Raw genomic sequence first — 11,534 nt, forward strand, 5'->3', positions numbered from 1 at the left:
TTATGTAAAAAACCACCATTTGGCATCAGTGGTTGTAGCGGTTACGTTTATTTTTTGGTTTGTATATGTAACTTATACATTTCCTATTTTTTTTCAGCAAAGGAATGGGTATAGTGCAGCTTCCAATTTATTGACCATTAGCTTCTTTGAAGTTCTGATATGGTGGAGTATTGTATTCTTACTCCTTTCTAGTATTCTCTCTATAAACCTATACTCAAGAAAAAACTGGAGAAAGCTAGCGGTTGTTAGCTATATGATGATGATGATAGTAGGCTCAGTAGCTGTGTTGTATATAGCAGAGCAACGAGTGAATGAAAAAGTGGTAGAGGGCTTTGCTGCTATTGAGTTTGAGAGGATCGACCATGAGTTAAAACAAGCATATACAGAGGGGGATGAATCGTATTACTCATTCGAATTGATTGTAGTATTAAAAAAAAGAGATGATAGGCTAGCGGAAGCTGGTGTTCATGGGATGACAGTCAAGCTATCTAATATAGAAACACAGATGAATACGCATCATTTTACTGGAAAAATAAAACAAATGTCCTTGTCTCAGGAAGAAACTCATTATTATGTTTCCTATGTATATCCAAATCATATTACCGTAGAAGAAGCTGAACAAATGATAAGTGATATATACGAAGGTCGTACAGCGCTCTCACTTATTAGTCCGTGGGGAGAAGAGAAATTGATTCAAATAGAAAAATAATTTATTTTATAGAAATATCGAAATTTCTTTAGTCATAGACTATAATTATAGAGGACAGGGAGTAGGAGTACAAAGGAGGCTTTTCTACATGAATCAATATAGCAGCTATGGACAGCGAAGAGCTGAAATAAGGAAGAAGAAAAGAAAAGATTTATGGTTAAATGGGACAATTGGTGTTGTTATCATTGCGATCGTATTTTTGTCTGCAACGCTAATATTTGGTGGGAATTCAGATGAACCATCGTTAGCAAATGATGATGAGCAAGAGGACTTGCAAGAAGAGCATGAAGAGCGAGAGCAAGAACAAGAAGAGACAGTAGAAGAAGGAGTAGACGAAAACACATCAGAAGATACTGAATTTAATAATACTCCTGATACAGATGCTGAAGAAAGTGATTTGAATGAAGAAGGAAATGAAGAAAATGATACAGATAGAGAATTAGTAACTCCAGAAAATGGCGATTGGGAGCCAATTGGCACGGTACAAGAAGAGCCTTTTGTTGCTGTTTATGATAGTGGACATATTAATAGAGAAGAAATGGATAGAGCCTTTAGTTATGCGACGGGAATAGAGTTGGATGCAATGACTACATGGCGTGTAGGTAATGGTGGAGATCATGTTAGTGCAGTTGGTTATGTGAGTACTTGGGAAAATAGGAATACGCCATATAAAGTTAGGTTAGAATGGGTTACGAACGAAGGGTGGATGCCTGTTTCAGTTGAAGTTGTGGACGAAAATCCATATTATTCAAACTAGAATACTATCTTTGGCGGATCCGCCTATTGCCGATTGACTCAAAAGGTCGAATTATTACCTTTTGAGTCAATCTCTTATTTTACTCCTTTAAAATGTACGACAGCACTATACACTTTTTTACCGGTTTTAGGCTCTATCGTCACTTCGTGAGAGACGTGGTGTACTTCCAGCATAATCGCTTGATTGTCATCTATTTTTTTCGCAATTTGTTTTTCTAACGTAGATAAATCGTTTGCTTCGAAAAACTCTACCTTATCTTTTAATGTGTTCGAACTTATTAACATCGTGTTACCTCCTCAAGTTCCTTCATACGATTAAAGCCTCATAAAATAATAATAAACATCTAGCAATATGAAAACAACATAATTGTGGTTAAAAACAACAACTTGCTCATTGCAAGTGGATTAGATATGATATACAAAGATGATTTTAAGAAAGAAGGTCTGCAGATGCGTATAGGTTTAATTGGAGCAATGGAAGAGGAAGTGGAGTTACTTCGATCAAAAATGAATGTGATTGATAAAGAGCTGATAGCTGGTTGCGAATATTTTATCGGTAGGCTAGAAGGTGTGGAAGTTGTTCTATCTAAATCAGGGATTGGGAAAGTGAATGCTGCCATTTGTACATCAATTATGATACAACTATACCAACCTGACTACATCATAAATACAGGATCAGCTGGAGGATTTCATCAAGAGCTTGCTGTTGGTGATATTGTTATTTCAACGGAAGTAAGATATAACGATGTGGACGCAACTGTATTTGGCTATGAGTTTGGACAAGTTCCACGCATGCCGGCGTTTTATATGCCACATGAGGAACTAATTACGATTGCGGAAGAATGTGTAGAGGAATTAAATATTAATTCAGTAAAAGGGTTAATTATTTCTGGAGATTCGTTTATGAGCGACCATGAACGAGTAGAAGAAATTCGTCAAAAATTTAATAATCCTTATTGCTCTGAAATGGAAGCAGGGGCGATTGCACAAGTATGTCATCAATTTCAATGTCCATTTGTGATTATCCGTTCTTTATCGGATATTGCCGGTAAGGATGCTAAGCTTTCTTATGACCAATTTTTAGAAAAGGCATCTGTCAATTCTGCCCAAATGGTGCTGTTAATGCTTGAGGAATTAAGAAAAAAGAAATAACATTCATAACACTTCTCGCGCTTGATAAGGGTACTTTCTCCTATCAAGCGTTATTTGGAATATATTACTATCTCTCTTCACGTAAAGACATGTTATACTATTCATAGTTTGTTAGATCATTTAACTCATCTATTATAGAAGAGGTGAATAAATACATGTCAGATAAAAAAATCAATGAATTAAAAAATAAAGTAATAGATTTTAAAAGATTCGCATTTATATTATTAGCATTATGCGGATTTATCTCTTTAGGATTAGTTTTACCGCACGAATCTGTTGCACCTCACCATCAAACAATTATGATTGGAATGCTCGTTGTAATGCTAATGATGGCGTTTGTTTTTCACCGTATTGCTATGCATTCCCAGCAGAAACTATATGAAGAAGAATAAGGAAAAGTTAAAAATATACAACGCACGTTTTATCATAAAAGAGATAAATACGAGTGATTGCTTCTGAAATAGAGCGACTCACTCGTATTTTTATTTGTTGTTTAAAAACGGCCTTTTTCTGCTTGCGCTATTTCTTCAAGTACATGCGTTAATATTCTTGCAGTTAATCCCCAAATGACCTGTCCCTTATATACATAAAATTGCTCTGGAAAGGTGCCAGTACGCCATGGATAGTTCTCTCCTTGATGAATTAATTCATAAGGAAAGTTCTCCTCAGGACGAACATCTAAATAAATATAATGCTCCTTTGGCTCCATGCTCATGAGATCAGATAAAGGGATAAATAAAATCTCCGCAACCTCTTCGTCATTTTTTTCAAAGCGTGTTTTACTGTCTATGCGCGCTAAGAATGGATAGAGTATCATATTGAATGGTGTAATTAAATAGTCAAGCTCTCCTACAACTTCTATGTGATGAGGGGGAACACCGAGCTCCTCAGTAAGTTCCCGTACTGCAGCATACTCTACAGACTCGTCAAGTTTATCTACTTTTCCACCAGGAAAGCATATTTCTCCAGGCTGTGTAATATTTTTAGCTCTTTTTTCAAAAACTATATAGTATTCGTCGTCAAGAACAATTAGTGGGACGACAAGTGCAAACTCATAAAGTTTTTGCTTATCGATTAATTGCGATTTTCTTGAACGGAAATATTTTATCATTCGATCATCCATGCATATGTCACTCCAATTTGTCATACATTCTATATGATACTACATTATTTTATATGTATTATTATAGTATAAAATCCAGTTCAAAAGTGAAATGTAAATGTTTTCATTTTGTAATTGTAATTCGTTGCTTATAAACTTATAATAAAAGTAATACATAAAATGAGGAGTGTTGTTCATGAAACTAACGGTACAAAAACCAATTTTTGCAGACGCAGCTAGTCAATTTGTTAATACAGCTAGCAAGTACAATGCAACTATTCTTTTAAAGAAGGATCATTGGGTCGTTGATTCTAAAAGTTTACTAGGAGTATTAGCCCTAGCTCTTCAACCGGGTCAAGAGGTTGATATTACGTTTGAAGGAGAAGGTAGCGACGCATTTGCACAAGAACTTGTTGATGCTGGCCTTTTCGCAAAATAATAATATAAGTATGGAGAGGGTGACATAAAAAGGTAGATTTTTATGTCACCCTTATTTATTTAATAGAAATGATAAATAGCAACTTTGGTACGATATTTATAATAATAACTACGTATGTACTCGAAATAAAGGACAAGATGTTTAGGAATAGAATTACACGGGAAACGCTTAATAACTCTCTAAAATGAAAGGGTGGAAAAATGCTCCTACATTTTAACGCATGGTTAGCGAGTTATTCAGTATTCGGTAAATCAGGTGAGCTAGGCAAAGTATCAAATGCTTTTTTTGATGAAGAACATTGGACAGTCCGCTTTCTTGAAGTGAAATCAGGACATATTTTTAACAGGGACAAGTTATATGTTTCCCCAGCTTCAATCACTTATATTGATCATGAAACAGGAGGGATTCATGTAAATTTAACGAAAGACGAAGCAGAAAAAGCACCACTTACTGGTGAAGAAGAAAAAATTACGAGAAAGCATGAACATGAATTGTTACTTTATTATGGCCTGCACCCTTATTGGCACGGAGGTGGCACCTGGGGGAACGGAGCACTGACAGCTAGGGAACTTCAAAAGCTTGAGGAAAATCATGAATTAGTAGAAAACGAACAGATAGATAGTGGGGAAGAAAATGCTGTTCATGATGCGAAAGATGTGATCGGTTATGAAGTATCAACTATTAACGAACAGTTCGGTAAAGTAATAGATTTGCTTATTGAAGAGGAAACATATACAATAAAGTATTTTGTTGTCGATTTACGGAAGTTCTTACCAGGAAAGAAAGTGTTACTACCAACGGATGTAATAAGGAATGTAAATTGGGTAACTAGGCAAATGGAGATAGAAGTATCAAAAGAACAAGTGGAGCAAGCACCAGAGTACTTGTCAAACGTAAAGATGACATTAGAGCGCCAAAGAGAAATAGATAGATTTTATATGAGTTAGAAAAAGTAGGAGGTTGGCTCTTGGTCTTTTAGAGTCAGCCTCTTGATTTTGGATATTTTATTTGTGTGCAATAGCAACACCAATCGGATAGTGTATATCAGGACGCGGTGGCTCAAACATGACCCCCTTTTGAAAATAGTATTCAACAGAATGGAACGGTGCAAAGAGTTCTTTAAACTCTTCCACTGTAAGTTGATGATAATGAAAGGGCTCGTTCGTTTTTTTTCCTCTACCTTGTCCAAAAGGTGTAGATAAGATTAAGGTACCTCCAGGTTTCAACAATTTAAGCATTTGCTGCATAAAAGCTTTATCGTCTTGGACGTGTTCGATTGTTTCAAAGCTAACAATCGTGTTGAAGGTCCCTAGTAAATCACAAATATTTGGATTTAGTGCATCCGCTACTTTATAGGAAACAAGTGGATGATAATAATATTTTTGTCCATAGTGAACCGTTTCTTCGTTAATATCTGCCCCGATAATCTCAGATATATGTTTTTTTCTAGCTTTTGCTAGCATTTTACTTCCATAGCCAGATCCACAGGCAATATCCAATACTCTCCCATGAACAAATGGCATAGCAAAATAATACCTTGCAATATGTTCTAACAGCATGCCATTCATCGGATTCATTTTCTCAGGAATAATTCTCTCTCCTGTATATTCCAACTTCAATCACCACTTTTATATAATAGGCTCTTTTCACATAGATTGTTGTTTTAAATTTATTTAATAGCTTGGTTACACTACAGGGGGACGCTTTCCGCGGGCAAGACTTCAAGAGGGATTGGAAAAGGTCGGTATTTGAGGGCACTGAAAAAGTAATTATTCTATAATTATCAGTTATTATTATAAGTTGCTCTGTATATTGTGAATTGATGATCCCTGCGCTAGCTCGCTTTCCGTGGGAGGCTGGTGAGCCTCATCGACCTGTGGTCTGCGGGGTCTCACCCCTGCCTTTTTTCCCACAGGAACGAGCGTTACTTCGTCGCTAATGCTTCGAGTTGTCTCGACGGATACGCTCCGTAGCATATGCTCGTAGAGGAAGAGACAGTAAACTCGCTTGCTCCAGTCTCATCAATTCGTACTTAAATTATAGATTATGAATATTAATACACGATACAATCTTGATTTTTATTTTTTCAGTGCCCTTCGATATTTACCTTTTCCAGTTCCTCAATGCAATGAGCGTAGTAGTTGCAATCTTTTGAAACTCTACTATAAGTGGGTTTCTTATAGTACAACGAACGGAGCCATTGCTATCCCTCAGCGTCCCGATGGATCTTCAGCTCTCAACCTGCAACGCTCTGGAGTTGTATCCGTCGAGACAACTCGAAGCTAAACGTGATGTAACACTCGTCACTGGAGTCGCCCACTATTGTTTTCACTAAGTCTGAAAGCAACAAATATTACAAAAACAGACATATAATAAGAAACATTATAACATAAATGATTTCCATTTAAATGTGCATTGCATATAATAAATAATTACGCTAATTAATTTATATATAGACAGACACAGACGACCTTTGACGTGCATATACTTGAAAGACAATGCCCAAAACGGAGGTGTGTGTGCATGTCCAGTTTACTTGCAGCAATTACTCACTTTGTAAAAGAACTGTTTGTTTTTGTTTCCTTTGTAAAAAATAATGCATTTCCACAACCGTTAAATGCAAAGGAAGAAAGAGAGTACATTAGGCGAATGAATGAGGGAGATGACGAAGCAAGAAACCTCCTTATTGAACATAATTTGCGCTTAGTGGCCCATATCGTCAAGAAGTTTGAAAACACAAGAGAGGAAAACGAGGACTTAATTTCCATTGGTACAATCGGTTTAATAAAAGCGATTGAAAGTTATTCCCCAGGAAAAGGGACGAAATTAGCCACCTATGCAGCAAGATGTATAGAAAACGAAATACTTATGCATTTAAGAGCTTTAAAGAAGGTTCGAAAGGATGTATCTTTACATGACCCGATCGGTCAGGATAAGGAAGGGAATGAAATAAGTCTCATTGATGTATTACAAGCAGAAACAGAAGATGTTGTGGAAACGATCCAGTTAAATATGGAGAAGAAGCAAATATATCAATACATTCATGTTCTTGACGAGAGAGAAAAAGAGGTTGTAGTTGGTCGTTTCGGACTTGACATGAATAAAGAGCGGACGCAGAGAGAGATAGCAAAAGAGTTAGGAATTTCTAGAAGCTACGTGTCAAGAATTGAAAAAAGGGCATTAATGAAACTGTTCCATGAGTTTTATAAGCACCAAAAGGAAGTATATAAGACCGATTAAAATAATTTGGGTATTGTAGAGGGGGACTCATGAGGGTAATTTTTACCTGTTGAGTCCCTCTTTTAGCTGTTTGTGGAAAGGCCACAGTGAGTACTAGTTGGTGTTTTTCATATAGTAGCTTATGGGACAACCTCAATTCTTAACTTATAACTATGTAGTATTAATACAATTTTCTAAGAAAAGACTAAACAGAGCTTCAGCAAATTCGTTTCTAGTTTTTCTTATTAACTGCAACACTATGTTAAAATAAACTTACAAGACTCTAAGAAAGAAGGAATATACGTTGCTTTTTATTGATAATAAAAATATTACAGACCCTAGAATTAACTTAGCAATAGAAGAATATGCGCTAAAGAATCTCGATATTGACTCTACATACTTACTCTTTTATGTAAACGAGCCCTCTATTATTATCGGGAAGAATCAAAATACAATAGAAGAAATTAATAAAGAATATGTAGAGGAAAACGGCATTCATGTCGTTAGAAGGTTATCAGGTGGAGGGGCAGTTTATCATGATTTCGGTAATTTAAATTTTAGCTTTATTACGAAGGATGATGGGGAAAGCTTTTCAAATTTCCGGAAATTCACCCAGCCTGTCATTGATGCTTTAGCAAAGATTGGTGTAGAAGCTACGTTAAGTGGAAGAAACGACATTCATGTTGGAGAACGTAAAATATCAGGTAATGCGCAGTATACAACGAAAGGTAGAATGTTTAGTCACGGTACTTTGCTGCTTGATTCAGAAATTGAGCATGTTGTAAAAGCACTTAACGTAAAAGATGAAAAAATAAAGTCTAAAGGAATAAAATCCATTAGAAGTAGGGTAGCTAATATTAATGAATTTGTTCATGAAAAGTTATCAATGGATCAATTTAAGCAGCTTTTGCTCACATCTATTTTTGGTGAAGGAGATGTTCAATCCTACAATTTAACAGATGAGGACTGGAATGGCGTACAAGCTATCTCAGAGGCGAGATATAACAATTGGGATTGGAACTATGGCATGTCTCCAAAATTTGATATAGAGCGTTCAAAACGATTTGATGCAGGCACAATTGATATTCGTTTAAATGTATCCAAGGGATTGATCAAGGATTGCAAAATTTATGGAGATTTCTTTGGTGTAGGTGATGTAGAAGATGTGCAAAAAAAGCTTATAGGAGTTAAGTATGAGAAAGCTGCTATAAATGCTGTTGTCGAAGAGATTGATACGAATGATTACTTTGGAAAAATCCCAAAAGAGTCGATTGTTGAATTGATGTATTGAGGTAATAGTTTTCAATACTAGCAGAGCACGCCAATATAAGAAATCGTTTATAGCGGGTCCTTCGAATGGCTCCGCCCCCGTATACTGCTAAAGAGGGTGGCTCAAACATAATCATTGAGCTACCCTCTTATTCTACAGAGACTATTCCACGGCTGTTTTAAGTGCTACTTCAATCATTTCGTTAAATGTTTCTTGACGTTCTTGGGCACTCGTTTCTTCTCCAGTAATGAGGTGGTCACTAACTGTTAAAACAGATAAGGCGTTTACCCCGTACCTCGCAGCAATGGTATATAGTGCAGAAGTTTCCATTTCAACTGCTAATACTTGGTGATTTGCAAGCATTTCTACAATGTCTTTATTATCATTATAGAAAACATCACTCGTATATACACTACCAACTTTTACATTTAAACCTTGTTTTACTGTGTTATCATAAGCAGACTTTAAAAGATCGAAGTTTGCTGTAGGGGCGAAATCAAGCCCCTTAAAGTGTAAGTGATTAGTACCGGAATCCGTTGAAGCACTCATTGCTAAAATAACATCACGCACTTTAACATCCTTTTGAAAAGCACCACACGTTCCAACACGAATTAAGTTTTTTACACCATAGCTATTAATTAGCTCGTGAACATAAATTGAAATAGATGGAACACCCATCCCTGTTCCTTGTACAGATATTTTTTTTCCTTCAAATGTACCCGTAAAGCCTAACATACCTCGTACTTCATTATAGCAAGATACATTTTCTAAAAAATTTTTAGCAATATATTTTGCGCGGAGAGGATCTCCAGGGAGCAAGATTGATTCAGCGATATCTCCCTTTGCTGCACCGATATGTACACTCATTTTCATCCAACCTTTCTTATTTAACTTATAACAAAATAACATAATATCATAGGAGAAACAAAATAAATCATGGATATGTAGTTATTTTGTGGTAAAATGAAGAAAAAAATAACAATTTGTCGGAGTTTGGAGGGGAACATGCATGGCGGTTATACAATTAAATGATTATAATAGTGCCATTATTGGCAAAGTTCTAGCAAATGATGTGATATCAGATTCTGGAAGCTTTCTCTTAAGTAAAGGAATGGAAATTACAGATAGTCATGTAGAGATTTTAAGAAAACATGAAGTCGAATATATTATTCTTGAAGATAACTTGCCTCCCATTGATATTCAGCTAAAGCATATTTTTAAAAATGAAAAACTATCAAGCTTGTATTATGATAACCTAGTTGAAGTAAAGTATTTATTTTTACAAGCAGTATCAGATAGAATTCCAACGTTAAGAACATTCATGAAACCGTTTACACCCTTGCTGGATAAAATTATTCACGGAAAGAGTGTCTTTCTTGAGCTACACCATATAAAGGGCTTTGATGACTACTTATACCGACACAGCCTAAATGTTGGGATGCTTGCGGCAACTATTGGTAAGATTCTTCACTGTAAAGATGAAACAATTGTATTACTAGCACAAACTGGACTATTACACGATATTGGAAAAATGAAAATTCCTTCAGAGATATTAAATAAAGAGGGAAAGTTAACAACGCTTGAGTATAATGAAGTGAAAAAGCATACGATTTATGGGAAAGAGATGCTTGAAAAGATCAGTGGAACGAATGAGAAGTTACACTTAGGGGCTTTACTTCATCATGAGCGTTTAGATGGATCTGGTTATCCATTTGGGATGAAAGATAAAATTCCTCTCGTAGCACAAATCATTTCTGTTGCAGATATGTATGATGCGATAACATCAGATCGAGTATATCGAAATAAATATTCTCCGATAGAAGCGTTAACCGAACTCGTCAACGAGGTTTATAAAGGAAAGCTTAATGGTGAAATTGTGTTTCCTTTTGTAGAGTTTATTATGAAGAGCTATGTAGGTAATAAAGTGTTGTTAAGCGATGGCAATTACGGGAAAATAATCAGGTTAAGCATTGAAGAATTAAACCGCCCACTTATAGAATTACAGGATGGGACTGGCTACATTAATTTAAGAGAGAAGAGAAATGTTACGATAGAAAATGTGTTCCCGCAGTAATAAAATGGCAGTGGAATTTTTACGCCGCGCGTACTAGGGAAAAGAGCATTCACTAGTATTTTAAAACATACGGCAAATTCCACCGCTTCAAATGAAAAACGTTAAACAGCTTCCGCGAGGCTGTTATTAACGTTTTTCTTTCATTCCATTTACTAATAGATTAACAGTAGTTTCAAATGATGTCTCTTCGTTACCATAAATATCAGGTAAATAGCTTTGTAGTAACACATGTCCAATGAGCAAACTAATAATCGTTTTACTTACTAACCTTGTATCAACGTTTTTCATTTTATATTTTTTTTTCTGTATTTCTATCATTTTTTCCAACGACGGTACAACACTATTTTTCATAAAAGTTTGGAAGGATAGCTTAATTTCAGGAAAGTATAAAGACTCTACGACAATGATTTTTAATAGTCTTTCGTTTTCACTAATTAATTGATGATGCTTATGGAAATAATACTTTAACTCGTCTTCGATTGTGCGATGCTGGTTTGATTTGTTCCGAATGAAGCTCTCTTCGATGATTGGCTTAAAAAAGTGATGAATAACAATGGGGAGCAATGAGAGTAAGATTTCTTTTTTACTAGAATAATAACGGAACAATGTTCCTTCTGAAATACCTGCTTGAGATGCAATTTCACTTGTTCTACTTGAGTTAAATCCATTTTTAGAGATAATCATGATCGCAGCCTCTAATATTTTTATCTGCTTTTCAGATAATTTTTCACCACTGTAAGTAAAATAACTACTATCTTTTACTAGTTCCATCATACTCCCTCCAATTAAGTGAATATTCACATACTTTCATCG

14 protein-coding genes are annotated in these 11,534 nt (G+C 35.6%); 9 read left to right on the top strand and 5 right to left on the bottom strand.

The window, feature by feature from the left end; genetic code table 11:
• The first annotated feature begins 253 nt into the window (after positions 1-253).
• Both BCELL_RS22485 and BCELL_RS07775 read left to right on the top strand, forming a co-directional pair.
• Positions 254-709 (top strand): hypothetical protein, encoded by a 456-nt coding sequence (locus tag BCELL_RS22485; RefSeq protein ID WP_157184181.1) that lies wholly within the window; start codon positions 254-256, stop codon positions 707-709.
• 88 nt (positions 710-797) lie between these two features.
• Entirely contained in the window at positions 798-1,466 is a 669-nt protein-coding gene (locus tag BCELL_RS07775; protein WP_013488142.1) for a YrrS family protein, read from the top strand.
• A 74-nt stretch (positions 1,467-1,540) separates the two neighbouring features.
• Here BCELL_RS07775 and BCELL_RS07780 read toward each other — a convergent pair whose 3' ends face one another.
• Positions 1,541-1,750, bottom strand: a complete 210-nt coding sequence (locus tag BCELL_RS07780; RefSeq protein ID WP_013488143.1) for a YrzA family protein — start codon at positions 1,748-1,750, stop codon at positions 1,541-1,543.
• Positions 1,751-1,915: 165 nt separating this feature from the next.
• Between BCELL_RS07780 and mtnN the strand changes: the two genes are divergently transcribed.
• Positions 1,916-2,617 carry a 5'-methylthioadenosine/S-adenosylhomocysteine nucleosidase gene (gene mtnN / locus BCELL_RS07785; RefSeq protein WP_013488144.1) on the top strand — a complete coding sequence of 234 codons (702 nt, stop codon included), beginning with the start codon at positions 1,916-1,918 and terminating at the stop codon, positions 2,615-2,617.
• Between the two features lie 155 nt (positions 2,618-2,772).
• Positions 2,773-3,009 carry a YrhC family protein gene (locus tag BCELL_RS07790; protein WP_013488145.1) on the top strand — a complete coding sequence of 79 codons (237 nt, stop codon included), beginning with the start codon at positions 2,773-2,775 and terminating at the stop codon, positions 3,007-3,009.
• A 101-nt stretch (positions 3,010-3,110) separates the two neighbouring features.
• On the opposite strand, the gene BCELL_RS07795 is transcribed toward BCELL_RS07790, so the two are convergent.
• Complete coding sequence (locus tag BCELL_RS07795; protein ID WP_013488146.1) at positions 3,111-3,740, bottom strand: NUDIX hydrolase; 630 nt, start codon at positions 3,738-3,740, stop codon at positions 3,111-3,113.
• Between the two features lie 175 nt (positions 3,741-3,915).
• On the opposite strand from BCELL_RS07795, the gene BCELL_RS07800 reads away from it, so the two are divergent.
• Together BCELL_RS07800 and BCELL_RS07805 are read left to right on the top strand one after the other, a co-directional pair.
• A complete protein-coding gene (locus tag BCELL_RS07800) occupies positions 3,916-4,158 on the top strand; it encodes an HPr family phosphocarrier protein (RefSeq protein ID WP_013488147.1) in 243 nt (80 codons plus the stop codon).
• A 200-nt stretch (positions 4,159-4,358) separates the two neighbouring features.
• Positions 4,359-5,105: a PRC-barrel domain containing protein gene (locus BCELL_RS07805; RefSeq protein WP_013488148.1), complete on the top strand. Its 747-nt coding sequence runs from the start codon at positions 4,359-4,361 to the stop codon at positions 5,103-5,105.
• A 57-nt stretch (positions 5,106-5,162) separates the two neighbouring features.
• Here BCELL_RS07805 and BCELL_RS07810 read toward each other — a convergent pair whose 3' ends face one another.
• A complete protein-coding gene (locus tag BCELL_RS07810) occupies positions 5,163-5,771 on the bottom strand; it encodes a class I SAM-dependent methyltransferase (protein WP_013488149.1) in 609 nt (202 codons plus the stop codon).
• A 910-nt stretch (positions 5,772-6,681) separates the two neighbouring features.
• Between BCELL_RS07810 and sigK the strand changes: the two genes are divergently transcribed.
• Positions 6,682-7,398: an RNA polymerase sporulation sigma factor SigK gene (sigK, locus tag BCELL_RS07815; protein WP_013488150.1), complete on the top strand. Its 717-nt coding sequence runs from the start codon at positions 6,682-6,684 to the stop codon at positions 7,396-7,398.
• Between the two features lie 283 nt (positions 7,399-7,681).
• Complete coding sequence (lplA, locus tag BCELL_RS07820) at positions 7,682-8,668, top strand: lipoate--protein ligase (RefSeq protein WP_013488151.1); 987 nt, start codon at positions 7,682-7,684, stop codon at positions 8,666-8,668.
• A 141-nt stretch (positions 8,669-8,809) separates the two neighbouring features.
• Here lplA and deoD read toward each other — a convergent pair whose 3' ends face one another.
• Positions 8,810-9,514 carry a purine-nucleoside phosphorylase gene (gene deoD / locus BCELL_RS07825; protein ID WP_013488152.1) on the bottom strand — a complete coding sequence of 235 codons (705 nt, stop codon included), beginning with the start codon at positions 9,512-9,514 and terminating at the stop codon, positions 8,810-8,812.
• A gap of 142 nt (positions 9,515-9,656) precedes the next feature.
• On the opposite strand from deoD, the gene BCELL_RS07830 reads away from it, so the two are divergent.
• Positions 9,657-10,721, top strand: coding sequence for an HD-GYP domain-containing protein (locus BCELL_RS07830; protein WP_013488153.1), 1,065 nt, complete (start codon positions 9,657-9,659; stop codon positions 10,719-10,721).
• 126 nt (positions 10,722-10,847) lie between these two features.
• Here BCELL_RS07830 and BCELL_RS07835 read toward each other — a convergent pair whose 3' ends face one another.
• Positions 10,848-11,495 (bottom strand): TetR/AcrR family transcriptional regulator, encoded by a 648-nt coding sequence (locus tag BCELL_RS07835; RefSeq protein ID WP_081457258.1) that lies wholly within the window; start codon positions 11,493-11,495, stop codon positions 10,848-10,850.
• Between the last annotated feature and the right edge of the window lie 39 nt (positions 11,496-11,534).

The sequence above is a fragment of the Evansella cellulosilytica DSM 2522 genome (genome assembly GCF_000177235.2).
In the GTDB taxonomy this organism is placed as follows: domain Bacteria; phylum Bacillota; class Bacilli; order Bacillales; family Salisediminibacteriaceae; genus Evansella; species Evansella cellulosilytica.